This is a genomic window from Streptomyces sp. HUAS 31 (assembly GCF_028198125.1).
Taxonomy (GTDB): domain Bacteria; phylum Actinomycetota; class Actinomycetes; order Streptomycetales; family Streptomycetaceae; genus Streptomyces; species Streptomyces chartreusis.
The window spans coordinates 3,555,554-3,580,427 of record NZ_CP116353.1 but is presented as its reverse complement, the minus strand read 5'-3'; the positions used below and the strand labels follow the sequence as shown (position 1 = coordinate 3,580,427).

Sequence of the window (24,874 nt, the reverse complement as noted above, 5' to 3'; positions counted from 1 at the left end):
CGGGGATGACGGGAATACGACGACAGGGCCTGGTCCAGCGTGGCCCGTAGTAGCGGGCGCACGCCAGGCGGTTGGGGTCCTTTGCGTCGGTTAAGGGGGAGAGTGACCGTTGTGCGGCGTACGTGTTCTACGCCCAAAGTGCTACGAGTCGTCAGCGGTGCTCGTACGAGAGTCCGTGGCCGACCGGATACAGGACCTCGGTCGGGTCGTCCGCCCGCTGCACCGGCACCGGGAGCCGGCCGCGCGGTGCCACCCGCCCGGCGATCACCCGCGCCGCCGCCCGCAGTTCGACGTCGGTCCAGGAGTAGGACGCCAGGACGGCCCGGACACCGGGCAGCTGCGCCACGTCGTACGGGTTGCGGATCGCCACCGCCACCACCGGCCGACCCGTCGCGAGGAGCTGCTCGACCAGCACCTTCTGCGCACTGGCCGCCGTGACGTTGTACGTCCCCACCACCACCGCGTCCGCCTCGCCCGCCGCCGCGACGGCCCGCGCGACGGTCGCCGCGGACGGTGCCGTACCGGTCGACAGGGCCGTCGCCGTGAAGCCCAGCTCGGTGAGGGCGGTGGCGAGCACGCCGGTCGGGGGACCCGTCGTCCCGGACGGGGAGGCCGGGTCGGCGCCCACCACCAGGACCCTCGGGTGGGTACGACGGGACAGCGGCAGCAGCGACCCCTCATTGACCAGCAGGGTCGTCGTGCGCTCGGCGATACGGTCGGCGACCGCCAGGTGGGCCGGGGTCCCGACGTTCCGGTCGACGCCGTCCTGGCTGACGTACGGAGCGTCGAACAGCCGCAGCTTCGCCTTCAGCCGCAGCACCCGCAGGATCGACTCGTCCAGCCGTGCCTCGGTCAGCTCGCCGTCCCGCACGGCCTTCAGGACCGCGTTCCAGGCGATGTCGAGGGACGGCGGATTGAGGAGCTGGTCCACGCCCGCCTTGAGCGCGAGGACGGGGACGCGGTCGTCGCCGTACTTCGTCCGTACGCCCTCCATGCCCAGCGAGTCCGTCACCACCAGCCCGTCGTAGCCCAGTTCCTCGCGCAGGATGCCGGTGAGGATCGGGTGGGAGAGGGTGGCCGGATCGCCGGAGTCGTCGAGGGCCGGGACCATGATGTGCGCGGTCATGATCGAGTCGATGCCGGCGCGGACGGCGGCCCGGAAGGGCGGCGCGTCCAGGGCCTCCCACTGCTCACGGGTGTGGGTGATGACGGGGAAGCCGTAGTGGCTGTCGACGGCGGTGTCGCCGTGTCCCGGGAAGTGCTTGGCGGTCGAGGCGACCTGCCTGCCGTGCTGGTATCCGGCCACCTCGGCGGCGACCATGCCGGCCACGGCGGCCGGGTCGGCGCCGAAGGAGCGCACGCCGATCACCGGGTTCGCCGGGTTGACGTTCACGTCGGCCACGGGGGAGTAGTTCTGCCGGATGCCGAGCGCCCTGAGCTCCTGGCCGGCGATCCGGCCGAGGGTGCGGGCGTCGGTGCGCGAGCCGCCCGCGCCGATGGCCATCGCGCCCGGGAACAGGGTGGCGGGCTCGCCGACCCGGCAGACGATGCCGTGCTCCTGGTCGGTGGAGATGAGCACGGGCAGCCCGCGGGGCTGGGTCAGGGACGCGCGCTGGATGCCGTTCGACAGGTCGGCCATCTGGTGCGGGTCGCGGGTGTTGTGCGCCCAGGTGAAGTAGATGATGCCGCCCACGCGGTACTTGGCGACCAGCTCGGCGGCCGTGCGGACGCCGATCTCCTTCAGGTTGGCGTCGATGTCGGCCTGGTCGGGGGCGGTCGCGGAGTGGCCGTAGACCCGCATGACGAAGAGCTGGCCGACCTTCTCCGGCAGGGTCATCCGGGCGATGAGGGCGCGCAGTTTCCGGTCGTCGGGGGCGGCGGCGTGGGCGGTGCCGCCCAGGGCCAGCGCGGTGGTGACGCCCGCGCCGGCCGCGAGGACCGTACGTCTGGACGGTGGTGCGGTGCTTCCCCTGCTTCCCGTGCTGGTGTCGGGCACGTGCGCTCCTTCCGGAGGTGGTGCGCTGAAGGAAACTTCCAGGAGTCACCAATAACCGGGAAGTTTCTGCCAGTCAAGGGAATCGGCCGTAACCGGAAGGCGGACGGCGACCGGAAAGGGGCCGCCATCGGCGCAGTTGGAGGGGGGCGCGCCGATGACGGCGTGCTGCCGGCCGCGGCACGGCGGAGAGGGTTGGTCAGCGATCGCAGCCAGCAGCGAGGGCCGACACCGCACCACGGTGACTCTCCGGCAGCTTGCGTGTTGGACGAGCGGGCATGGGGCTGGGTTCCCGGCGACGGCCGGAAACGGCGAAGTCGGTGAGCGGGAGGCGGGCGTGACGGATGAGCAGACGGAAGGGCGACGGCCGGCGACCTCCGCGGGTCCATCCCGTGGACGTCCGGGCACACGCACAGCCGGCCGGGCGATCATGTGCGCATGCCCGAAGTCGCCGTTCCCGGCTCCAAGTCCATCACCGCCCGCGCCCTGTTCCTGGCGGCCGCGGCCGACGGTGTCACCACCCTGCAGCGGCCGCTGCGCTCGGACGACACCGAGGGCTTCGCCGAGGGGCTGACCCGGCTCGGCTACCGGGTCGGGCGGACCCCGGACACCTGGCAGGTCGACGGCCGCCCGCAGGGCCCCGCGGCCGCCGAGGCGGACGTCTACTGCCGCGACGGCGCGACCACTGCCCGCTTCCTGCCCACGCTGGCCGCCGCCGGCCACGGCACCTACCGCTTCGACGCCTCGCCGCAGATGCGCCGCCGCCCGCTGCTCCCGCTGACCCGCGCCCTGCGCGACCTCGGCGTGGACCTGCGGCACGAGGAGCAGGAGGGCCACCACCCGCTGACCGTGCGGGCGGCCGGCGTCGAGGGCGGGGAGGTGACGCTGGACGCGGGGCAGTCGTCGCAGTACCTGACGGCGCTGCTGCTGCTCGGCCCGCTGACCCGCGAGGGCCTCAGGATCACCGTCACCGACCTGGTCTCGGTGCCGTACGTCGAGATCACGATCGCGATGATGCGGGCCTTCGGCGTGGAGGTGCGCCGCGAGGGCGACACCTTCGTCGTCCCGCCCGGCGGCTACCGCGCCACGACCTACTCGGTGGAACCGGACGCCTCGACCGCGAGCTACTTCTTCGCGGCGGCCGCCGTCACGGGCGGCGAGGTCACGGTGCCGGGCCTGGGCGAGGGCGCGCTCCAGGGCGACCTGGGCTTCGTCGAGGTGCTGCGGCGGATGGGCGCGCGGGTGACGGTCGGCCGGGACGCCACGACCGTCCGCGGCACCGGCGAACTGCGCGGCCTCACCGTCAACATGCGCGACATCTCCGACACCATGCCGACCCTCGCGGCCATCGCGCCGTTCGCGTCCGGCCCGGTGCGCATCGAGGACGTGGCGAACACCCGGGTCAAGGAGTGCGACCGCCTGGAGGCCTGCGCGGAGAACCTGCGCCGGCTCGGGGCGGACGTGGCGACGGGCCCGGACTGGATCGAGATCCGCCCCGGCGCCCCCCTCGCCGGCGGCACCGACATCAAGACCTACGGCGACCACCGCATCGTGATGTCCTTCGCGGTCACCGGGCTGCGGGTGCCCGGCATCTTCTTCGACGACCCCGGCTGCGTACGGAAGACCTTCCCCGGCTTCCACGAGGAGTTCGGGGCGCTGCGCGCACGCCTGGAGAGGGCCTAGGCCGTCGGGAAGGCCGCCGTGGCCAGGACGCTTCCGTCCGCGGCCACCAGGCGGGCGCCGGTCAGGGTCGCCGGGTCGGTCCCGGTGGGCGTCGCCCAGTAGCCGTAGCCCTCCTTGAGCGGGAAGGAACCCGCCGAGGCCGTCGACCCGTCGGCGTGGACGAGCACACAGCGCACCGGGCCCCGACCGGCGCCGTCGAGGTCGACGGACATGTACACCCAGCCCTCGTCGCCGGAGTGCGCGTAGATGCGGCCGACCTCGCGGCCTTCGGACACCAGGGACGCCTCGCGCAGGCTGTCGTGGGCCCGCTGGGCCGGCGGCGGTGGCGCGGCCTCGACCGCCGTGCCGACCGCCCAGCCGCCGAAGGCGCAGGCCAGGGCCGTCGCCACAGCGGCCGCCGCCAGCCGGAGCCGGTGCCTGCGGGGCTTTCGCGCGGGTGCCGCGCCCAGTGCCCGTACGACCCGGCTCTCGAAACCGACCGGCGGCTCAGCACCCGGCAGCAGGGCTAGAAGGCCGTCGCCGACCGTCGTCAGCCGCTCGATGTGCTCCCGGCAGTCCGGGCAGCGGTCCAGATGGGCGACCGCCCCGGCCCGCTCGCGGGCGGGCAGGACCCCGAGCGCCAGCTCGGCGTCCAGCTCCCGCAGCCGCTCGCACTCCATGCCGCTCACCGCTTCTCCGCCGCCTCTAGGAGGGCCCGTACCTTGAGCGTCCCGGTCCGGATCCGGGTCTTCGCCGTGCCCAGCGGCACGCCCTCGGACTCCGCGACCTCCCGCGCCGTCATCCCGTAGATCCCGGCCATCACCAGGGCCCGCGCCTGCTCCCGGGGCAGCTCCGCGACGGCCCGCCGCACCCGCTCCGCGCTGTCGTCGGCGAGCGCCTGTCGCTCCGGTGTCTCGGTGACGACGCCGAGCAGCCCCTCCAGGTCCTCCGGGGCGATGGGGCCGGCCCGCCGGGCCCGTACGGCGTCGATCGCCAGGTTGTGCGCGATGGTCGTGAGCCAGGCCCGTACCGAACCCCGCCGGGGGTCGTACACCTGCGCGTGCCGCCAGGCCCGTTCGAAGGTCTGCTGGGCGACGTCCTCGGCGAGTTGCGGGTCGCCCAGGACGGCGACGGCCACGCCGAAGACCGTGCGCTGGAAACGGCGCACGAAGGCGACGGCGAGCTCGGGATCGCCCGTCGTCAGGCCGGAGAGCAGTGCCTCGTCGGGGACCCGTCCGTGGGAAAGGCCCTTGCGCCACATATCAGGGATACGTTCGTTCGTCCGGAAGGGATTGCCGTGGCCGATGTGCCGTGGGTCCATTCTCCTCTCCGCCGGTGCGATCCCGCGGGGGAGCAATCCTTCCGTCGGGGAGCGCCGTACCCCTTGCGGGGGGACGTTCCGGAGGACCGACTCATGACCATCCCGCACATCCGAAACCGCGTGCTCCTCGGCGTGGCCGCCGGCGGACTGACCGCCGTGCTCGCCGCCTGCGGAGGCGGCGGCAACGGCAGCAGCAGTGGCGACAGCAGCAACAGCAACAGCGCCGGTACCGGCCCCGGTACCCAGGTCACGGCGGAGATGACCGACTTCCACATCAAGCTCTCGACGCAGAAGTTCCAGCCCGGCGAGTACACCTTCACCGTGAAGAACATGGGCGGGCACACGCACGGCCTGGAGGTCGAGGGCCCCGGCGGCGAGAACCGCAGCAAGAACGTGGAGCCGGGGCAGTCCACGACCCTCACCGTGAACCTGAAGGACGGCTCGTACGAGCTCTACTGCCCGGTCGACGGCCACAAGGACCTCGGCATGAAGACCGAGATCACCGTCGGCGGAGCCCCGGCACCGTCGACCGACAACAACACCTCTCCGGGCAATGGCTACTGAGGGCGCCGCCGTCCGGCTCGTCCTGCGGCTGGCCGGGGCCGGGCTGACGGCGACGATGGCCGCGATCCATCTGCGCCTGTGGGCCGAGGGCTACCGGGACCTCGCCACCATCGGGCCGCTCTTCCTGCTCAACGGCATCGTCGGCATCCTGCTCGCGCTGGCCCTGCTGGTCACGCCCGTGCGCCTGCTCGGCTTCGTCGCGGCGGGCACCGCGCTGTTCACGGCCGGCACGCTGGGCGCGCTGTTCCTGAGCCTCAACGCGACCCTGTTCGGATTCGGCGAGTCGATCGACGCGGAGCTGGTCCGCCCGACCCTGTACGTCGAGACGGCGGGCGTGGTCGTGCTGACCGCCCTGGCCGTGACCGCGTTCGGCCACGCCCACCGCCACCGCGACCGGCGGACGACTCCTTCCGGCCGCTAGGCCGACTCGTTCAACAGCCGCGAGAGGTGCTCCCGCCCCGCGCCGAGCAGCTCGGGCAGCGGGGGCGCGTCCTCGTACCAGCGCTTCTCGTACTCCCAGCACAGCCAGCCGTCCCAGGCGTGCCGGGAGAGGACCTCCACGCACTCGGCGAGCGGCAGCACGCCGGCACCGAGCGGCAGCGGGGTCGTGTCCTCGGCGGAGGCGATGTCCTTGACCTGGACGTAGCCGAGGTACGGCGACAGGGCCGCGTAGCTCTCCGAGGGCTGCTCGCCGGCCAGCCAGGTGTGCATGACGTCCCAGAGCGAGCCGACGTGCCGGTGGCCGACCAGGCCGAGCACCCGGATGGCGTCGCCGGCGGCGGCGTGCGAGTCGTGGGTCTCCAGCAGGATCCGTACGCCCATGTCGGCGGCGTACTCCGCGGCCGTGCCCAGCCGCCGCGCGGCGATCGCGTCCGCCGACTCCCGGCTCTGCTCGGGATCGGCGCCGGGGAAGACACGGACGAAGGGGGTGCCGAGGTCGTGGGCGAGGTCGACGAGCCTGCGGACCTCCTCGATCACCGGCCCGTCGTCACCCGGCGCGGCGACCCGGACGTAGCCGGCGAGCCCCACCGGCTCGATCCCGGCGGCCTTGAACTCGGCCGCCACATCGGCCCGTTCCCCGGGCCCGAGCCCCGGATGCACCGGCTCCTCCGGATGCGCACGCAACTCGACCCCGTGATACCCGTGCACGGTCGCGAGCCGCAGCACGTCGGGGAGAGGGAGACCGGGGACGCCGAGGGTGGAGAACGCCAGTTTCATGCCTCCACCTTGCCAGGGAAACGGAGGGACGCCCATCCGGCCGGGCGTTCGGGAGCGGGATGACCGGATCCCCGGGCCTCACTCCGTCGTGCCGTGCAGGTCCAGGCGCCAGTCCTGGCCCGTCAGGTCCTTGCCGAAGGAGCGGTGGGGTTTTTCGGCGGCCAGGACGAAGCCGTGGCGTTGGTAGATGCGGCGGGCCGACGACAGGACGTCGTTGGTCCACAGCACCAGGTCGCGATAGCCGACGCCGCGGGCGAAGTCGACGACGGACGTGACGAGGCGGTCGCCGATGCCGAGGCCGCGGGCGTCGGGCTCGACCAGCAACAGGCGTAGCCGGGCCGTGGCCGGGGCCTCGTCGCGGACGCACATCACGCAGCCCACCGGTCGGCCGTCCAGCTCGGCGATCCACACCCGCTCCAGATGCGGGTCGTGGTCCTCGGCGAAGTCGGCGACGATCCTCGCCACCAGCCCCTCGTAGTCGGCGTTCCAGCCGTACTCCGCCGCGTACAGCGCCGCGTTGCGCTGCACGATCCAGCCGAGGTCGCCGGGGCCCGGCTCGCGCAGCAGGACGTCCTCGCGGCGGGGAGGGCGGCCCTCGGACAGGATCGTGCGGACGGTCGTCATCGCCTCGGCGAGGCGGGGCCGTTCGGCGGCCGGCACGGTCGACAGCAGTGAGCCGACCGATTCACTCGCCCGCTCCTCCAGCAGCTTGCCGGTCTCCCGGCCGCGCGCGGTGAGCGTGACGCGCCGGCGCCTCGGGTCCTGCTGCGAGGCGGTGCGCTCGATGAGCCCGTCCTGCTCGAACTTGTTCAGGATCCGGCTCAGATATCCCGCGTCCAGCGAGAGCTCGGTGCGCAGATCGGCCGCGTCGGTACGCGGGGAGTGCGCGAGCTCGTACAGGACGCGGGACTCGGTGAGGGTGTACGGCGCGTAGAGGTGGCGGCTGTAGTCGAGGGCACCGATGACGTTCGTGTAGAAGCGGTTGAAGGCGCGGATGTCGTGGACGCTCATGATCGTCGACCCCGGTGGACTCTGCGGCGATGCGATTCCGTATCGCCGGATGTTTGACTCAGTCAGAGGTTCTGGGTTCGAGCCTAGGACGTCCGCGCCCGGACGGCCACCCCTTCGCCGATTCCTCCCGTCGGCTGTCCCGGGGCCGTCATCCCTCCGCGGCCGGCCGGAACACGCACACCTGCGCGCCGGTCTTCGCGGTGGTCGTGGAGACGAGTTCCAGCGGGCGCCTGCCGCCGTCGGCCGGGAAGATCGACTTTCCGCCGCCGAGCAGCACCGGCATCACGATGAGCTGGAGCTCGTCGACCAGACCCTCCTGGATGAGGGTGCGTACGAGGGTGGGGCTGCCCATCATCGCCAGGTCCCCGCCCTCGGCCGCGCGCAGCTCCCGCACCCGGGCGACGGCGTCGGGGCCGGGGATCAGGGTGGTGTTGTTCCAGGTCAGATCGGCTTCGGTGAGGGTGCTGGAGACGACGTACTTCTTGATCGAGTTCATCCGGTCGGCGAAGGGGTCCCCGGCCCGCTCCGGCCACGCCTCCGCCATGGTCTGCCAGGTACGGCGCCCGAAGAGCAGCGCGTCGGCGTTCCGCATCCCCGCGTCGAAGGCACCGCCGAGGACCTCGGCGTCGAAGTACGGGTGCGACCAGCCGCCGTGCGCGAACCCGCCGTCGGTGTCCTCCTCGGCGCCGCCGGGGGCCTGGACGACGCCGTCGAGGCTGATGAACTCGGTGATCGCGATGCGCATGGGGTTCACTCCTGGATATCGGGCGTGCGGTGTGCCGCCGAGGTGGTTACGGCAGAGAAGACCGGGGCGGTGCCCGGAAATCATCGGTGGATCGAGAGATAGACGCGGAACGCGGGATTCGGGAGGGGGCTGGGCTTGAAACTGTGGCCGGGCGGGCCCGAAACGGTGGCGGGCCCGTGCGTACGTCCGGTCGGTCGGGCGCGGGCGATATCCGTTGGTCGAACCCGACTTCCCCGCGTCAGGCTTGAGTTCATGGATCCTCAGCTCGACGTATCGCCGACCGCTCACTCCTGGCTCGGTCCGCCGATCGACGCCCGCCCGCTCTTCGTCCCCGAGCACGCCGCCCTGATCGCCACCCTGCGCGGCCTGACGCCGGCCGACTGGGGGCGGGAGGCCGTGCCGGGGTGGAGTGTGCGGGACGTCGTCGCACATGTGCTGGGGGACTGCTACGGACGGCTCGCCCGGCACCGCGACGGGCACCGGGAAGGGGGCGGGGAGGGGCGTCGGGAAGGGGGCCAGGAGAGGCGCAGGGAAGGGGGCCAGGAGGGGCGTCGGGAAGGGGGCCAGGAGGGGCACCGGGAGGGACGCCGGGAAGGATCTGTCTTCGCACCCGGCGAGGACCTTCCCGCGTACATCCACCGCATCAACCAGCAGTGGGTCGACGCCCACTCACGGGTCAGCCCCGCCGCCCTCACCGACACCCTGGAGCTGATCGGCGGACAGGTCGCCCGGCTCTTCGCGGAGTCCGACCCGGCGGCGCCCTCGCTCGGTGTCTCCTGGGCCGGGGCCGATCCGGCGCCGATGTGGCTGGACAGCGCCCGGGAGCTGACCGAGTACTGGACCCACCGTCAGCAGATCCGCCACGCCACCGGCCAGGGGACCGACCTCGACCCGAGGCTCCTGTCCTTAGTCCTGGACACCTTCCTGCGCGCCCTGCCGCACACCCTGCGCGACATCGCCGCACCCGCCGGCACGCAGGTGCGGATCCATGTCACCGGGCCCGCGGGTGGATCGTGGACGGCGACCGCGGGTGGATCGTGGGCGGCGACTGCGGGTGGATCGTGGGCGGCGACTGCGGGTGGATCGTGGACGGCGACCGCGGGTGGAACGTGGACCGCGACCGCCCCGGACGGCGGCAACTGGTCGTTGGCCGGCCCGGCCGAGGGTCATCCCGCCGCCCTCGTCCGACTCGACGCGGAGACCGCCTGGCGCCTGTGCGTCCGTGGCATCGAGCCCGCCGACGCCCTCACCCGCGCCGAGATCGAAGGCGACCGCCAACTGGCCGAAGCCGCCTGCCGGATCGTCTCCGTCGTGCACTGACCGGCCGAAAACCCGTATCGGGCCGCCCCCTTACGCCCGAGGCCCCCCGGAAGACCCCCGGACCATCAGCTCGCCCCGAATCGTCGCGATCCCCCCGGGCGGCGGCTCCTCGCGGCCCATCGCGATCCGGCCGGCCCGCGCCCCCGCCTCCGAAAGCGGCAACCGCACCGTCGTCAGTGAAGGCACCGCGTCGATGCTGAACGGCAGGTCGTCGAAGCCGGCCACCGAGACGTCCTCGGGGATGCGCAGACCGGAGTCCCGCAGGGCCGCGCACGCGCCCAGCGCGACCGAGTCGTTGGCCGCGACCACCGCCGTCAGGGACGGGTCCCGGCGCAGCAGTTCCAGCGTCGCCTCGTAGCCGGACTGGCGGTCGTAGCGGCCGTGGACGGTCCAGCCGGCGTCCTCCTCGATGCCGTGTGCCTCCAGCGCGGCCCGGTGGCCCTCCAGGCGGTGCCGGGTCGTGGTGCGCTCCTCCGGGCCCGCGATGTAGCCCAGCCGCCGGTGGCCCAGGCCGATCAGGTGCTCGGTCAGCTCGCGTCCGCCGCCGCGGTTGTCGAAGGTCAGCGCGATCGCACCGGTGTCAGGCGCCGGCGGCCGCCCGCACAGCACCACCCGCGTCCCGGCCTCCGCCAGCTTGCGCAGCTTCGCCGAGACCGCCGCCGCGTGCGGGGCGTTCTCCATGGCGCCGCCGGTCAGGACCACCGCCGCCGCCCGCTGGCGCTGGAGCAGGGTCAGATACGTCAGTTCGCGCTCCGGCGAACCCCCGGTGTTGCAGACGACCGCGAGCCGCTCGCCGCCCGCCCGGCCGCCCGGGCCCCCGATCTCCGACTGGATCGCGCTCGCCATGATCCCGAAGAAGGGGTCGGCGATGTCGTTGACCAGGATGCCGACCAGGTCGGAGGTGGCGGCGGCGAGCGCGCTCGCGGGACCGTTCAGCACGTAGTCCAGCTCGTCCACCGCGCGCAGCACCCGCTCGCGGGTGGAGGCCGCCACGGGATAATTCCCGTTCAGCACGCGCGACACCGTCGCGGGCGAGACCTGGGCGCGGGCCGCCACGTCCGCAAGGGTCACCGTCATCTCGTCGTCCTCCGGTCGCGCATCTCGTCGTACCACCTGTCGTACGTGCGTGGTCACCACGTGTTCACGGACAGGCCTGCCCCCTCGTAGACAGGCCATCCGCGACCACGGTTCCGTGTATGTCGAGCAGACCTTAAGGCCAAGAACCCCGGTTGTTCGTCCCCTCGAACAACTCAACCCCGTCACGGTCTTGTCTACACCGCTGCTCAGAGGCTAGCTTCTCATCAGATAGAAAGCGCTTGCTGTGACGCTTGGCAGGGTAAGGCGTACGCGGCGCGCACAACCGCGTACGAGGCGCGCACGAACGTTGCGCACGACGACTGGAAGGGAACGACGTGACACGCAAGACGGTGCGTATCGCCATGAACGGCGTGACCGGGCGCATGGGCTACCGCCAGCACCTGGTCCGCTCCATCCTGGCCATCCGCGAGCAGGGCGGCCTCGACCTGGGCGACGGCACCCTGCTGTGGCCGGAGCCGGTCCTGGTCGGCCGCCGCGAGTACGCCCTGAAGGCGCTCGCCGAGCAGCACGGCCTGGACGGGGCGAACATCTCGACGGACGTCGACGCGGTCCTCGCCGACCCTTCCGTCGAGATCTACTTCGACGCCCAGGTCACCTCCGCCCGCGAGGAGGCGATCAAGAAGGCGATCGCCGCCGGCAAGCACATCTACACCGAGAAGCCCACCGCCACCGGTCTGGAGGGCGCGCTGGAGCTGGCCCGCCTGGCCGACGCGGCCGGCATCAAGCACGGCGTCGTCCAGGACAAGCTCTTCCTCCCCGGCCTGCTCAAGCTCAAGCGCCTCATCGACGGCGGCTTCTTCGGCCGGATCCTGTCCGTGCGCGGCGAGTTCGGCTACTGGGTCTTCGAGGGCGACTGGCAGAGCGCGCAGCGCCCGTCCTGGAACTACCGCGCCGAGGACGGCGGCGGCATCGTCGTCGACATGTTCCCGCACTGGGAGTACGTGCTGCACGAGCTCTTCGGGCGCGTGAAGTCCGTCCAGGCCATCGCCACCACCCACATCCCGCAGCGCTGGGACGAGAACGACAAGCCCTATGACGCCACCGCCGACGACGCCGCCTACGGCATCTTCGAACTCGACGGCGGCGCCATCGCGCAGATCAACTCGTCCTGGGCCGTGCGCGTCAACCGCGACGAGCTCGTCGAGTTCCAGGTCGACGGCACCGAGGGCTCGGCCGTCGCGGGCCTGCGCAACTGCCGTGTCCAGCACCGCAGCACGACACCCAAGCCGGTATGGAACCCCGACATCCCGGCCACCTACTCCTTCCGCGACCAGTGGCAGGAGATCCCGGACAACCAGGAGTTCGACAACGGCTTCAAGGCGCAGTGGGAGCTGTTCCTGCGGCACGTCTACGCCGACGCCCCCTACCACTGGGACCTCCTCGCCGGCGCCCGCGGCGTCCAGCTCGCCGAACTGGGCCTGAGGTCCTCGGCCGAGGGCCGCCGTATCGACGTACCGGAGATCCAGCCGTGACGATCCGACTGCCCGACCTGCGGGGCGGCCTGCGGGCGTACGAACCGCGCGCCGAGCCCCTCGCGCTCACCCCGGGCGCGCCCCTCGCCTCCCGTACGGTCTTCTCGGCGGCGCACGTCGTCGCCGACCCGTACGCCGACACGAGCCCCGACGCGCCCGCCGCCGTGGACTGGGACGCCACGCTCGCCTTCCGACGCCATCTGTGGTCCCACGGGCTCGGGGTCGCCGAGGCCATGGACACCGCCCAGCGCGGGATGGGCCTGGACTGGGCGGGCGCGGCCGAGCTGATCCGCCGCAGCGCCGCCGAGGCGAAGGCGGTCGGCGGGCGGATCGCCTGCGGGGTGGGCACCGACCAGATCGCCGCCGGGTCCCTCGGAGAGGTCCGGGCGGCCTACGAGGAGCAGCTCGCGGTCGTGGAGGAGTCGGGCGCCCAGGCGATCCTGATGGCCTCCCGCGCCCTGTGCGCCGCGGCCTCGGGGCCCGAGGACTATCTGGAGGTCTACGGCCATCTGCTGCGCCAGGCCGGCGAGCCGGTGGTCCTGCACTGGCTCGGCCCGATGTTCGACCCGGCGCTGGAGGGCTACTGGGGCTCGTCCGACCTGGACACGGCCACGGACACCTTCCTGGAGGTCATCGCCGCGCACCCCGACAAGGTGGACGGCATCAAGGTGTCGCTGCTCGACGCCGCGCGGGAGATCGACATCCGCCGCCGGCTCCCGCAGGGCGTGCGCTGCTACACCGGCGACGACTTCAACTACCCCGAGCTGATCGCCGGTGACGAGAAGGGCTTCAGCCACGCCCTGCTCGGCATCTTCGACCCGCTGGGCCCGCTGGCGGCCGAGGCCGTCCGCGTCCTGGACACGGGAGACGTGGCCGGGTTCCGGAAGCTGCTGGACCCGACGGTCGAACTCTCCCGCCACCTCTTCCAGACCCCGACCCGCTTCTACAAGACGGGCGTGGTGTTCCTGGCCTGGCTGGCAGGCCACCAGAGCCACTTCACCATGGTCGGCGGCCTCCAGTCGGCCCGTTCCCTCCCGCACTTCGCCCGCGCCTACGAACTCGCCGACCAACTGGGCCTGTTCCCGGACCCGAAGCAGGCCGAGGAACGGATGAGGAACCTGCTCGCCCTGTACGGAGTGGCCCAGTGAGCAACGGCGATCTCTCCCGCTTCTCCATCAACCAGATGACCGTCAAGCAGCTGTCGATGCCCGAACTGGTCAAGGAATGCGCCAGGTTGGGCGTCGGCAACGTCGGCCTGTGGCGCGAACCCGTGCAGTCGTACGGACTGGAGGCGACGGCCGAGCTGGTCCGCGACGCGGGCCTGACGGTCACCACCCTGTGCCGCGGCGGCTTCCTCACGGCGATCGAGCCGGGCGAACGGGCGAAGGCGCTGTACGACAACCGGCTGGCCGTCGACGAGGCGGCCGCGCTGGGCACCGACGTCCTGGTGCTGGTCTCCGGCGGGCTGCCCGCCGGGTCCAGGGACCTGCACGGGGCACGGGAGCGGATCGCAGACGCGCTCGGCGAACTCGGCCCGTACGCCGAGGAGCGGGGCGTGAAACTGGCCATCGAGCCGCTGCACCCGATGTACGCCGCCGACCGCTGCGTGGTGTCGACCCTGGCCCAGGCCCTCGACCTCGCGGAACGCTTCCCTGCCCACCAGGTCGGCGTCACGGTGGACACGTACCACATCTGGTGGGACGACACGGCCCCGGCGCAGATCGCCAGGGCGGGCGCGGGCGGCCGTATCCACACCTTCCAGCTCGCCGACTGGACGACCCCGCTCCCCGAGGGCGTGCTCAACGGACGCGGACAGATCGGTGACGGGGCGATCGACATGCGGGAGTGGAAGGGGTACGTCGAGGCGGCCGGATACGACGGCGCCATCGAGGTCGAGCTCTTCAACGACGGGCTGTGGGCCCGGGACGGCCGGGAGGTGCTGGCGGAGACGGCCCGGCGTTTCGTGGAGCACGTGATCCGCTGAAAAAAATCTGCGGCACCCGTACAACCCTCCCCCCACCTCGCCGGTCGTACTTGGCATCAGGACTCTTGGAGGGGGATCTGGGGGGATCGCGGGGGTTCTGACAGGAGGGGAAAACCCGAGGGGCTCGGTCTGCAGACCGAGCCCCTCGAAACGTCTCCGGCCCGCCGGGGAACCGTGGTGTCAGAAGACCGCCGTGAGCCGTGGTGTCAGAAGAAGACGCCGCAGCGCAGCAGCACGTTCGCGTACGGCCGTGCCTCGCCGGTCCGGACGATCAGCCGCGCCCCCGCCGACAGCTCCTTGAGCCGCTCGTGCGGGACCAGCTCCAGCTCGGGGAACTCGCCCTCCAGCAGCGCGGCCGCCGCGGGGTTGGCGTCGCGGACCTCCTTCGCGGCCGTCGCGCCCTCCACCACCAGCTCGGCCAGCAGCCCGTCCAGCACCTCGGCGAACGACGGCACCCCGGCCCGGAAGGCCAGGTCCACGACCCGGGGACCGTCGGGTATCGGCATGCCCGCGTCGCAGACCAGGACACCGTCGCCGTGGCCCAGCTCGGCGAGGGCGCCGGCGAGATGGCGGTTCAGGATTCCGGCGCGCTTCACTGAACCTCACCTCGCGACGGCATACCGGCGGCGCTGTCCGACCCTCTGCCGGGGGTCCGGGGGTCGTCCCCCGGATCGGCACAGCACAGGGCTTGCACCTCCGCCGCCGTCGGGAAGGACACCTGCGCGCCCTGCCGGGTCACGGCCACCGCACCGACCCGGGCCGCGTACGCCGCCGCCTCCGGGAGGGACGCGCCGGTGCCGAGCCGCCAGGCCAGCGCGGCCGTGAACGCGTCGCCCGCGCCCGTCGTGTCCACCGCGTCCACCTTGACGGCCGGGATCCGGGCGACGCCCTGCGCGGACGCCACCAGCGCGCCCTCGGCGCCGAGCGTCACGACCACCGAACGCGGGCCCTTGGCCAGCAGGATTCGCGCCCAGTCCTCGGGGGTGTCGCCCACCGCGGAGTCGCCGAGGATCACCTTCGCCTCGTGCTCGTTCACGATCAGCGGGTCGCAGGCCGCCAGCACCTCGGTGGGCAGCGGGCGCGGCGGAGACGGGTTCAGGACGAACCGGCTGTCCTCCGCGAGGCTGCGAACCACCTCGACGACCGTCTCCAGCGGGATCTCCAGCTGCGCCGACACCACCCGCGACGCCTGGAAGAGGCTCGCGGCGGCGTGGACGTCGCCCGGGGTGAGCCGGCCGTTCGCGCCCGGCGACACCACGATGCTGTTGTCCCCGGACGGGTCCACCGTGATCAGTGCGACGCCGGTCGGCGCGCCGCCGACGAGGACGCCCACCGTGTCGACGCCGGACGCCCGCTGCGAGTCGAGCAGCAGCCGGCCGTGCGCGTCGTCGCCGACGCGGGCCAGCAGGGCCGTGCGGGCGCCGAGCCGGGCGGCCGCCACCGCCTGGTTCGCACCCTTGCCGCCCGGGTGGACGGCCAGATCGGAGCCGAGCACGGTCTCGCCGGCACCCGGCCGACGCTCGACGCCGATCACCAGGTCGGCGTTGGCCGACCCTACGACCAGAAGGTCGTAGTCGTACATGAGATCGCTCCCCTGATAGTCCCCGTGGTGACGTGCGGCGGGCGGCCGCCCCGAGGTCCATGCTCCTGCAACGGCCGCCCGTCCGTTCGCCGTTCGCCGATGTCGGCGGATACCGGCCGATGTCAGCCGCTGAAGCCCGCCACGTTCTCCTTCGTGACCACCTTCACCGGCACCTTCACCGTCTGCCGGACCTTCTCGCCGTCCAGTGCCTTCAGGGCGTTGTCCACGGCGATCCTGCCGAGCTGGGTGGGCTGCTGGGCGACGGACGCGTACAGCGAGCCGCCCTCCACCGCCTTCAGGCCGTCCGGCGTGCCGTCGAAGCCGACCACCGAGACCGACTTGCCGGCCTTGGAGCCCAGCGCCTTGATCGCGCCGAGCGCCATCTCGTCGTTGGCGGCGATGACGCCCTGCACGTCCGGGTGTGCCTGGAGCAGGTTCGACATCACGTCGAGGCCCTTGGTGCGGTCGAAGTCGGCGGGCTGCTGGGCGACGACACGGATGCCGGGGAAGGCCTTGAGGCCGTTCTCGAAGCCCTGGGCGCGCTCGCGGGCGGCGGACGTGCCGGCCTGGCCCTGGAGGATCACGATCTTGCCCTTGCCGCCGAGCTTCTCGGCGATCGACTTGGCCGCGAGCTCACCGCCGGCGACGTTGTCGGAGGCGACCAGGGCCGCCGTCTTCGCGTTGTTGACCCCGCGGTCGACGGCGATCACCGGGATGTCCGCCTTGTCGGCGGCCTTCACGGAGTTGCTCGCCGCGTCCGAGTCCACCGGGTTGACGATGATCGCGCCGACGCCGGAACTGATGAAGTTCTGGAGCTGGTTGGCCTGCTGAGAGGCGTCGTTCTGGGCGTCGGTGACGGTCAGGTCCACGCCCTGCTTCTTCGCCTCGGCCATGGCCCCGGCCCGGATCTGCACGAAGAAGGGGTTGTTGAGGGTCGACAGGGACAGGCCCATCTTCCGGTCGGCCGACGCGGAGGAGCCGTTGTGCAGGAAGGAGGTCGCGCCGACGATCGCCACGGTGACGACCGCCGCGAGCGCGTACGTCCCGGCCTGCTTGCCCTTGCCGCCCGGCGAGGCACCGGCCGCCGACGGGGTCGCGCCCGCCTTGCGGCGCAGCGTGTCGAAGAGCACCGCCAGCGCGATCACGACGCCGATGACGACCTGCTGCCAGAAGGCGGACACGTTCAGCAGGTTCAGGCCGTTGCGCAGCACCGCGAGGATCAGTGCGCCGATCAGGGTGCCGGACGCCTTGCCGGTGCCGCCCGCGAGGGACGCTCCGCCGATGACGACCGCGGCGATCGCGTCCAGCTCGTAGCCGTCGGCGGCCTGGGGCTGCGCGGAGGACAGCCGCGAGGCCAGCACGATGCCGGCGACGGCGGCGAACACGCCGGACAGGGCGTAGATGGCGAGCTTCTGCTTCTTCACCCGCAGGCCGGACAGGCGCGCGGCCTCCTCGTTGCCGCCGATCGCGTACATCGAGCGGCCGATGTAGGTCCGGCCGAGCACGAAGGCGGCGATCAGACCCATCACGATCATCACGAGGACCGGCACCGGCAGCCAGCCGCCGAGCGTGTCGCCGAGGTGCGAGACGGAGTCCGGGAAGGGAATCGGGGAGCCCTCGGAGATCACCAGCGACAGACCGCGGGCCACCGAGAGCATGGCGAGCGTCGCGATGAACGGCGGGAGCTTGCCGTACGCGATGAGGAAGCCGTTGACGAGTCCGGCCGCGATGCCGGTCGTGACGGCCAGCAGCACCGCTATGAAGACCGGTACGCCGTGCGAGGTCGCGGTCCAGGCGAGGACGGTGGCCGACAGTGCCGCCACCGAACCGACCGACAGGTCGATGCCCGCCGAGACGATGACGAAGGTGACGCCGAAGGCGAGGACGGCGGTCACGGCCGCCTGGACGCCGACGTTGAGCAGGTTGTCGGTGGTCAGGAAGTCGCCGGACAGCGCCGACATGGCGATGACGAGGACGATCAGCGCGGTGAGCGCGCCGTTCTCCAGCAGCAGGCGGCGCAGTCCGCCGGTGGCGCCACCGGCGCCCGGTGTCCTCTTGAGCGTGTCAGTGGCCACGAGCGGCCTCCTTGCCGGTCTTGAAGTCGTGGGTGGGGTTGCTGACGGCGAGTGCCATCACGGAGTCCTGGGTCGCCTCGTCGGCGGAGAGCTCGCCCGCGATACGGCCCTGGGCCATCACCAGCACGCGGTCGCTCATGCCGAGCACCTCCGGCAGATCGCTGGAGATCATCAGTACGGCCGCGCCGGCTGCGGTGAGTTCATTGATCAGCTGGTAGATCTCGACCTTGGCGCCGACGTCGATGCCGCGCGTCGGCTCGTCGAGGATCAGCACCTTGGTGTTCGCGAGCAGCCACTTGCCGATGACGACCTTCTGCTGGTTGCCGCCGGACAGGGTGCGCACATGCTGGCCGAGTCCGGCCATCCGCACGCCCAGTTGCCCCGCGATCCGCGCGGCCGCCTCCCGCTGGCCCCTGAGGTCGACGAGCCCCGCGCGCGTGGCGGCCCGCATGGTCACCAGGCCGAGGTTCTCCTCCACGGACTGGTCGAGCACCAGGCCCTGGCCCTTGCGGTCCTCCGGGATCAGTCCGATGCCGGCCGCCATGGCGGCGACCACGTCGTGCCCCTTCAGGGCCGTGCCGGCGACCTTGACGGCGCCCTTGTCGTACGGGTCCGCCCCGAACACCGCTCGCACCACCTCGGTGCGTCCGGCGCCGACGAGCCCTGCGATGCCGACTACCTCACCGGCGTGCACCTCGAAGCCGACGTCGTGGAAGACGCCGTCGCGGGTCAGGCCCTCGACCGTGAGCAACGCGGAGCCCTTGTCGGCCCGTTCGCGCGGGTACTGCTGCTCGATGGAGCGGCCCACCATCAGCCGGACGAGCTCGTCCTCCGGCGTGGCGGCGGGGACCTGCCCGACGCTCTTTCCGTCCCGGATGACCGTGACCCGGTCGCCCAGGGCGGCGATCTCCTCCAGGTGATGGGTGATGAAGACGATCCCGACGCCGTCCTCGCGCAGCTTGCGCACGATTCGGAAGAGCTTCTCCACCTCCTCGGAGGTGAGCACGGCGGTCGGCTCGTCCATGATCAGCACGCGCGCGTCCAGGCTGAGCGCCTTGGCGATCTCGACCATCTGGAGGCGCGCGATGCCGAGTTCACGCACACGCGCGCGTGGCGACACCTGGACACCGACCCGCTCCAGCAGGACCTCGGCGTCGGCCTCCATCCGCCTCCGGTCGATCATCCCGAAGCGGCGCGGTTGGCGGCCCAGGAAGATGTTCTCGGCGACCGTGAGGTCGGGCACCAGGTTGAACTCCTGGTAGATGGTGGCGATCCCGAGGCGCTCGGAGTCCTGCGCACCGTGGATGCGCGTCTCCTCGCCACCGACCAGGATCCGCCCGGCGTCGGGCGTATAGGCACCGGACAGCATCTTGATGAGGGTGCTCTTGCCGGCGCCGTTCTCACCGAGGAGGACGTGCACCTCCCCGCGGCGCAGATCGAAGTCGACGCCGTCCAGCGCGACCACGCCCGGGAAGGTCTTCCGGATGCCCTCGATGCGCAGCAACTCGTCCTGGTTGCTCACGACGTGCTCCTTTGCACTGAAGTGGGGTCCGCTCCGCAGGAGCGGCGTACGACGAGACGGGCGGGCAGGGTGACGGACTCGCCTGGCCGTCCCTCGATGCGGTCCACCAGGGCCCGTACGGCGGCCCGGCCCAGCTCGCCCGTCGGCTGGGCGACCGCGGTGATCGGCGGATCGGTGTGCACGAACCAGCGGATGTCGTCGAACGCCGCGAGCGCGATGTCGTCCGGGATGCGCAGGCCACGCGCGCGTACGGCGTCCAGGGCGCCGAGCGCCATCAGGTTGTCGGCCGCGAAGACGACCTCGGGCGGCTCGGGCAGGTCGAGGAAGCCCTCGGTGACCCGCCGGCCGCTCTCGGCCTGGAAGTCGCCCTGCCCTATGTAGACGTCGGGGAGTTCGAGGCCGTACGCGGCGAGCGCCTCCCGGAACGCCTCGACCCGCTCACGCCCGGTCGTGGTCGCCGCCGGGCCCGCGATGATCGCGAGCCGCCGGTGCCCGAGGCCGTGCAGATGAGCCACCAGGTCCTGTACGGCGGCCCGCCCGTCAGCCCGTACGACCGGCACGTCCAGGCCCGGGATCCACCGGTCCACGAACACCATCGGCGTCCCCGCGCGGACCGCGTCCAGCATCAGCGGGGAGCCGCCGTCGGTGGGGGAGACGAGGAGGCCGTCGATCCGGCGGTCCAGCAGGTTCCGTACGTGATGGTCCTGGAGGTCCGGCCGCTCGTCGGCGTTGCCGATGATGACGCTGTAGCCGAGCGCGCGGGCCTCCTCCTCGACGGAGCGGGCCAGTTCGGTGAAGTAGGGGTTCATCACGTCGCTGATGACCAGACCGAGGGTGTGGGTCTGGTCGGTGCGCAGAGAGCGGGCGACGGCGTTCGGGCGGTAGCCCAGGCTCTGGACGGCGGCCAGCACGCGTGCGCGTGCCTCGGCACTGACCGACGGATGGTCGTTCAGGACCCGCGAGACCGTGGCGACGGAAACCCCCGCCTCGGCAGCGACGTCCTTGATGCTCGCCATCGTCGCTCCACCTCCTCGTGGAACTCATGGAATCGATTACATCGACCTGCACGAAGGATTGGAATCGATTACACGGGGCGAAGGCAAGGGGGTGAAGGGTGGCCGAAACTCAATCGTGACCAGCGGGGCGGCCCGGGGGGGTCCCGGGCCGCCCCGCTGGTTCATGCGTGCTTGCCGGCCCGCCCCAGGCGGAGGGCGGAGACGAGGAAGAAGATCCCGCCGAGGAAGGCGTACCCGGCGAGGGAGCCCAGGGAGGCGTCGTCCTTGCCTGCCTGGGCGAAGAAGGAGGCGCCGGCGAGGGTGGAGATGCCGCCGCTGGCGATCATCGCCCACTGCCCTCCCAGCCGGCGCCGGGCGGCGCCGACGAGCAGCTGGACGACGCCCGCGGTGACGGCCCAGACGCCCCAGACGCGCAGTACCGCCGGGATCCCGGACGTGGCGGCGACGGCGAGGGCGACGCCGGTGAGGGCGCTGAGCGCGATGTTCAGGTACAGGTGGCGCACCGGGCCGCCGTCGGCCTTGGCGGACCGGACGTCGACGACGGCACACGCCACGTCGAACAGGGGGTAGATCACCAGGAGCGCCCCGCTCAGCGGGGTCAGTGAGTCGGCGGTGGCGAACAGCAGGCCCGCCCAGACGGCGGCGAACGCGAAGCGCAGGAAGTACAGCTTGCGCAGGGCTGCGGTGACGCCGGTGCCGGGGGATGCGTCGACGAGGGTGTCCATGGGGGCCTTCCGGAGTGTGAGGGAGAACGTTCGGTCTCTCTGGGTATCAAAGAGGGCTGCCGCGGCCGGTGTCAAGACCGAACGTTCTCCCTCATGACTTTGATAGCCTCGGGTCCATGAGTCGGGGCACAACGAGCCGGAGCACGGCGGGCGGCAGCACATCCGAGGCACGAGCGAGGCTGCTCGGCACGGCGACGCGGATCTTCTACGCCGAGGGGATCCACTCCGTCGGAGTCGACCGGATCGTCGCGGAGGCACAGGTCACCCGGGCGACGCTGTACCGGCACTTCTCGGGCAAGGACGAACTCGTCCTCGCGTACCTCGACTTGGCCGACAAGGGAATCCGGGCGCAGGTCGAGGCCGCGGCTGCGAGCGAGGAATCGGCGGCCGGCAAGGTCAGGGCCGTCGCCCGGTCCATCGCCGAGGGCATCCGGTCCCAGGGCTTCCGCGGCTGCGCCTTCCTCAACGCGGCGGCCGAATACCCCGACCCGGCCCACCCCATCCACCAGGCCGTGCTGGCCCACCGGCAGTGGTTCCTCGAAACCGTCACGGAACTGCTGGCCCGGACCGGCCGCACGCCCGCCGACGCGGCCGGCCGGCACCTCGTCATGCTCCGGGACGGCGCCATGGCCGCCGGCTGCCTCTCCGATGCCGAACTGGTCTGCGAGACCTTCCTGCAAGCCGTGGACGCGATGCTTGAGTCCTAGGCCCGCGCCATCGCCGCCCCGCCTCCTCGTGGATGTCGCGGGGCACTCCGGGGCGGTCCACACTGAAAGGACTATGGGGCCGTCTCTTCAAGGCAGGTCCTCAAGGGCCGGAGCGGAGGAGCCATGACGGCGGCGACACGCGACGAGGTACCCGTCACCCTGGGCGGCGACGGCGTGGAGGTCCGCACCAAGATCATCGGTGGCGGCATGTCCGTCGGCTACATCAGCCTGCCCGAGGGCACGGACATGGGCCCCGCTCTCAAGGGTCTCGAAGGCGACGCCTGCCCGTGCCCGCACTGGGGTTACCTGCTGAAGGGCCGGCTGCGGATGCTGACGCCGACGGGCGAGGAGTACTACGAGGCGGGCCAGGCGTACTACTGGGAGCCCGGCCACGTGCCCGTCGCGCTGGAGGACTGCGAGTTCGTGGAGTTCTCGCCGGCCGCGGAATTCCAGGCGGTCGTCGACCACGTGACCGCGCAGGCCGGCTGACGGCCACCGGTCGTCCTGCCCACAGTCCGCAGGCGTTGTCGGACCCGACCGGTAGCGTCGGATCATGTCCAATCAGGCGGGGAGCGGCGAGCGCCGACTTGCGGTGCTCGAAGGCGTCCTGGAACGGATCACGTACGCCAACGAGGAGAACGGCTACACGGTCGCCCGGGTCGACACCGGAAGAGGCGGGGGCGATCTGCTCACGGTCGTCGGCGCGCTGCTCGGCGCCCAGGTCGGCGAGTCCCTGCGGATGGAGGGGCGTTGGGGCTCGCACCCGCAATACGGGAAGCAGTTCACCGTCGAGAACTACACGACCCTGCTCCCGGCCACCGTCCAGGGCATCCGCCGCTACCTGGGCTCCGGGCTGGTCAAGGGCATCGGGCCGGTCTTCGCCGACCGCATCACCCAGCACTTCGGGCTGGACACCCTGAAGATCATCGAGGAGGAGCCCAAGCGGCTCATCGAGGTCCCCGGACTCGGCCCCAAGCGCACGAAGAAGATCGCCGACGCCTGGGAGGAGCAGAAGGCGATCAAGGAGGTCATGCTCTTCCTCCAGACCGTCGAGGTGTCCACCTCCATCGCCGTGCGGATCTACAAGAAGTACGGCGACGCCTCCATCTCCGTCGTGAAGAACCAGCCCTACCGGCTCGCCTCCGACGTCTGGGGCATCGGCTTCCTCACCGCCGACAAGATCGCCCAGTCCGTCGGCATCCCGCACGACAGCCCGGAGCGCGTCAAGGCGGGCCTGCAGTACGCCCTGTCGCAGGCCACCGACCAGGGCAACTGCTACCTCCCCGAGGAACAGCTGATCGCCGACGCGGTCAAGCTCCTCCAGGTCGACACCGGGCTCGTCATCGAGTGCCTCGCCGAGCTCGCGCAGATCCCCGAGGACGGCTCGGACCCGGGAGTCGTACGGGAGAAGGTGCCCGGTCCCGACGGCGGCGCGGAGCCCGTGACGGCCGTCTATCTCGTCCCCTTCCACCGGGCCGAACTCTCCCTCGCCGCCCAGCTGTTGCGGCTGCTGCGTACCGACGAGGACCGGATGCCGGGGTTCCACGACGTCGCCTGGGACAAGGCGCTGGGCTGGCTGAAGGGCCGTACTGGCGCGGAGCTCGCCCCCGAGCAGGAGGCGGCCGTCAGGCTGGCCCTGACCGAGAAGGTCGCCGTGCTGACCGGCGGTCCCGGCTGCGGCAAGTCCTTCACGGTCCGCTCGATCGTCGAGCTGGCGCGGGCGAAGAAGGCACGCGTCGTCCTCGCCGCCCCCACCGGCCGCGCCGCCAAGCGCCTCGCCGAACTGACCGGCGCCGAGGCATCCACCGTCCACCGCCTGCTGGAGCTCAAGCCCGGCGGCGACGCTGCCTACGACAGGGACCGCCCGCTCCAGGCCGACCTGGTGGTGGTCGACGAGGCGTCCATGCTGGACCTGTTGCTCGCCAACAAGCTGGTGAAGGCCGTGCCGCCGGGCGCGCACCTGCTGTTCGTCGGGGACGTCGACCAGTTGCCGAGCGTCGGCGCGGGCGAGGTGCTCAGGGACCTCCTCGCCGTCGGCAGCCCGATCCCCGCCGTGCGCCTGACCCGTGTGTTCCGGCAGGCCCAGCAGTCCGGCGTGGTGACCAACGCGCACCGGATCAACGCCGGACAGCACCCCGTCACCGACGGCATGAAGGACTTCTTCCTCTTCGTCGAGGACGAGACGGAGGAGGCCGGCAGGCTCACCGTGGATGTGGCGGCGCGTCGGATTCCGGCCAAGTTCGGGCTCGACCCGCGCCGGGACATCCAGGTGCTGGCCCCCATGCACCGCGGCCCGGCCGGCGCGGGAACGCTGAACGGCCTGCTCCAGCAGGCCATCACACCCGGGCGCCCCGAGCTGCCGGAGAAGCGGTTCGGCGGCCGGGTCTTCCGTGTCGGCGACAAGGTCACCCAGATTCGCAACAATTACGAGAAGGGGGAGAACGGTGTCTTCAACGGCACCGTGGGCGTGGTCACCTCGCTCGACCCGGTCGACCAGCGCCTGACGGTGCTGACGGACGAGGACGAGGAGGTTCCGTACGAATTCGACGAACTGGACGAACTCGCGCACGCGTACGCGGTGACGATCCACCGTTCACAGGGAAGTGAATATCCCGCAGTGGTGATCCCCGTCACGACGGGAGCATGGATGATGCTTCAGCGGAACCTGCTCTACACGGCGGTCACCAGGGCAAAGCAGTTGGTCGTCCTCGTGGGTTCGCGCAAGGCCATCGGTCAGGCGGTGCGCACGGTCTCGGCCGGGCGCCGCTGCACGGCACTCGACTTCCGGCTCGCGGGCTCCTGAAACACCGCTTTCCCGCCCCTGTCGGACCCCCTTCTGACCTGCCGATTCGTGAGGCA

General features: G+C 71.8%; 23 protein-coding genes. 10 read left to right on the top strand and 13 right to left on the bottom strand.

Features of this window, described 5'->3' with window-relative positions; genetic code table 11:
* Positions 1 to 151 precede the first annotated feature (151 nt).
* Positions 152 to 1,996 (bottom strand): glycoside hydrolase family 3 protein, encoded by a 1,845-nt coding sequence (locus PGH47_RS15775; protein ID WP_271663969.1) that lies wholly within the window; start codon positions 1,994 to 1,996, stop codon positions 152 to 154.
* A 435-nt stretch (positions 1,997 to 2,431) separates the two neighbouring features.
* On the opposite strand from PGH47_RS15775, the gene aroA reads away from it, so the two are divergent.
* Entirely contained in the window at positions 2,432 to 3,676 is a 1,245-nt protein-coding gene (gene aroA, locus PGH47_RS15770; protein WP_271663968.1) for a 3-phosphoshikimate 1-carboxyvinyltransferase, read from the top strand.
* On the opposite strand, the gene PGH47_RS15765 is transcribed toward aroA, so the two are convergent.
* Complete coding sequence (locus PGH47_RS15765; RefSeq protein ID WP_271668070.1) at positions 3,673 to 4,335, bottom strand: hypothetical protein; 663 nt, start codon at positions 4,333 to 4,335, stop codon at positions 3,673 to 3,675. The genes aroA and PGH47_RS15765 overlap by 4 nt on opposite strands.
* Before the next feature lie 5 nt (positions 4,336 to 4,340).
* A complete protein-coding gene (locus tag PGH47_RS15760; protein WP_271668069.1) occupies positions 4,341 to 4,916 on the bottom strand; it encodes an RNA polymerase sigma factor in 576 nt (191 codons plus the stop codon).
* A 153-nt stretch (positions 4,917 to 5,069) separates the two neighbouring features.
* Between PGH47_RS15760 and PGH47_RS15755 the strand changes: the two genes are divergently transcribed.
* Both PGH47_RS15755 and PGH47_RS15750 read left to right on the top strand, forming a co-directional pair.
* Positions 5,070 to 5,540, top strand: coding sequence for a copper-binding protein (locus PGH47_RS15755; protein WP_269644273.1), 471 nt, complete (start codon positions 5,070 to 5,072; stop codon positions 5,538 to 5,540).
* Positions 5,530 to 5,961 (top strand): hypothetical protein, encoded by a 432-nt coding sequence (locus PGH47_RS15750; RefSeq protein ID WP_271663967.1) that lies wholly within the window; start codon positions 5,530 to 5,532, stop codon positions 5,959 to 5,961. Before PGH47_RS15755 ends, PGH47_RS15750 begins: the two co-directional genes overlap by 11 nt.
* Here PGH47_RS15750 and PGH47_RS15745 read toward each other — a convergent pair.
* The 3 genes from PGH47_RS15745 to PGH47_RS15735 all read right to left on the bottom strand — a co-directional run bounded on the left by PGH47_RS15745 (position 5,958) and on the right by PGH47_RS15735 (position 8,514).
* Positions 5,958 to 6,758 carry a sugar phosphate isomerase/epimerase family protein gene (locus tag PGH47_RS15745; RefSeq protein WP_271663966.1) on the bottom strand — a complete coding sequence of 267 codons (801 nt, stop codon included), beginning with the start codon at positions 6,756 to 6,758 and terminating at the stop codon, positions 5,958 to 5,960. The two genes, PGH47_RS15750 and PGH47_RS15745, sit on opposite strands and share 4 nt — an antisense overlap.
* A gap of 78 nt (positions 6,759 to 6,836) precedes the next feature.
* Complete coding sequence (locus PGH47_RS15740) at positions 6,837 to 7,769, bottom strand: bifunctional helix-turn-helix transcriptional regulator/GNAT family N-acetyltransferase (RefSeq protein WP_271663965.1); 933 nt, start codon at positions 7,767 to 7,769, stop codon at positions 6,837 to 6,839.
* A gap of 148 nt (positions 7,770 to 7,917) precedes the next feature.
* A complete protein-coding gene (locus PGH47_RS15735) occupies positions 7,918 to 8,514 on the bottom strand; it encodes a dihydrofolate reductase family protein (protein WP_271663964.1) in 597 nt (198 codons plus the stop codon).
* Between the two features lie 252 nt (positions 8,515 to 8,766).
* On the opposite strand from PGH47_RS15735, the gene PGH47_RS15730 reads away from it, so the two are divergent.
* Positions 8,767 to 9,834: a hypothetical protein gene (locus PGH47_RS15730; RefSeq protein ID WP_271663963.1), complete on the top strand. Its 1,068-nt coding sequence runs from the start codon at positions 8,767 to 8,769 to the stop codon at positions 9,832 to 9,834.
* A 30-nt stretch (positions 9,835 to 9,864) separates the two neighbouring features.
* Here the strand turns inward: PGH47_RS15730 and PGH47_RS15725 are convergent, their stop codons facing one another.
* On the bottom strand, positions 9,865 to 10,911 hold the full coding sequence (locus tag PGH47_RS15725; protein WP_271663962.1) for a LacI family DNA-binding transcriptional regulator: 1,047 nt from the start codon (positions 10,909 to 10,911) through the stop codon (positions 9,865 to 9,867).
* 335 nt (positions 10,912 to 11,246) lie between these two features.
* On the opposite strand from PGH47_RS15725, the gene PGH47_RS15720 reads away from it, so the two are divergent.
* Genes PGH47_RS15720 through PGH47_RS15710 form a run of 3 tightly spaced genes read left to right on the top strand, consistent with a single transcriptional unit; the run spans position 11,247 to position 14,388 of the window.
* The gene (locus PGH47_RS15720; protein WP_271663961.1) at positions 11,247 to 12,404 is read left to right on the top strand and encodes a Gfo/Idh/MocA family protein; all 1,158 of its coding nucleotides are present in this window, start codon (positions 11,247 to 11,249) and stop codon (positions 12,402 to 12,404) included.
* Positions 12,401 to 13,552, top strand: coding sequence for a dihydrodipicolinate synthase family protein (locus PGH47_RS15715; protein ID WP_271663960.1), 1,152 nt, complete (start codon positions 12,401 to 12,403; stop codon positions 13,550 to 13,552). Before PGH47_RS15720 ends, PGH47_RS15715 begins: the two co-directional genes overlap by 4 nt.
* A gap of 35 nt (positions 13,553 to 13,587) precedes the next feature.
* A complete protein-coding gene (locus PGH47_RS15710) occupies positions 13,588 to 14,388 on the top strand; it encodes a sugar phosphate isomerase/epimerase family protein (protein WP_443048612.1) in 801 nt (266 codons plus the stop codon).
* 206 nt (positions 14,389 to 14,594) lie between these two features.
* Here PGH47_RS15710 and rbsD read toward each other — a convergent pair whose 3' ends face one another.
* The 6 genes from rbsD to PGH47_RS15680 all read right to left on the bottom strand — a co-directional run bounded on the left by rbsD (position 14,595) and on the right by PGH47_RS15680 (position 21,308).
* A complete protein-coding gene (gene rbsD, locus PGH47_RS15705; RefSeq protein ID WP_126899806.1) occupies positions 14,595 to 14,984 on the bottom strand; it encodes a D-ribose pyranase in 390 nt (129 codons plus the stop codon).
* A complete protein-coding gene (locus PGH47_RS15700) occupies positions 14,981 to 15,970 on the bottom strand; it encodes a ribokinase (RefSeq protein WP_271663958.1) in 990 nt (329 codons plus the stop codon). The genes rbsD and PGH47_RS15700 overlap by 4 nt, the downstream gene beginning before the upstream one ends.
* A gap of 122 nt (positions 15,971 to 16,092) precedes the next feature.
* A complete protein-coding gene (locus PGH47_RS15695) occupies positions 16,093 to 18,045 on the bottom strand; it encodes an ABC transporter permease/substrate-binding protein (RefSeq protein ID WP_271663957.1) in 1,953 nt (650 codons plus the stop codon).
* Positions 18,035 to 19,567 (bottom strand): sugar ABC transporter ATP-binding protein, encoded by a 1,533-nt coding sequence (locus PGH47_RS15690; protein ID WP_271663956.1) that lies wholly within the window; start codon positions 19,565 to 19,567, stop codon positions 18,035 to 18,037. The genes PGH47_RS15695 and PGH47_RS15690 overlap by 11 nt, the downstream gene beginning before the upstream one ends.
* Entirely contained in the window at positions 19,564 to 20,583 is a 1,020-nt protein-coding gene (locus PGH47_RS15685; RefSeq protein ID WP_271663955.1) for a LacI family DNA-binding transcriptional regulator, read from the bottom strand. Before PGH47_RS15685 ends, PGH47_RS15690 begins: the two co-directional genes overlap by 4 nt.
* A 161-nt stretch (positions 20,584 to 20,744) precedes the next feature.
* Positions 20,745 to 21,308, bottom strand: coding sequence for a hypothetical protein (locus PGH47_RS15680; protein WP_271663954.1), 564 nt, complete (start codon positions 21,306 to 21,308; stop codon positions 20,745 to 20,747).
* Between the two features lie 116 nt (positions 21,309 to 21,424).
* Here PGH47_RS15680 and PGH47_RS15675 point away from each other — a divergent pair, with 116 nt between their 5' ends.
* From PGH47_RS15675 to recD2, 3 genes are all read left to right on the top strand, one after another.
* Entirely contained in the window at positions 21,425 to 22,015 is a 591-nt protein-coding gene (locus PGH47_RS15675) for a TetR/AcrR family transcriptional regulator (RefSeq protein ID WP_271663953.1), read from the top strand.
* 123 nt (positions 22,016 to 22,138) lie between these two features.
* A complete protein-coding gene (locus PGH47_RS15670) occupies positions 22,139 to 22,504 on the top strand; it encodes a hypothetical protein (protein ID WP_271663952.1) in 366 nt (121 codons plus the stop codon).
* 64 nt (positions 22,505 to 22,568) lie between these two features.
* On the top strand, positions 22,569 to 24,818 hold the full coding sequence (recD2, locus tag PGH47_RS15665) for an SF1B family DNA helicase RecD2 (protein ID WP_271663951.1): 2,250 nt from the start codon (positions 22,569 to 22,571) through the stop codon (positions 24,816 to 24,818).
* The last annotated feature ends 56 nt before the right edge of the window (positions 24,819 to 24,874 follow it).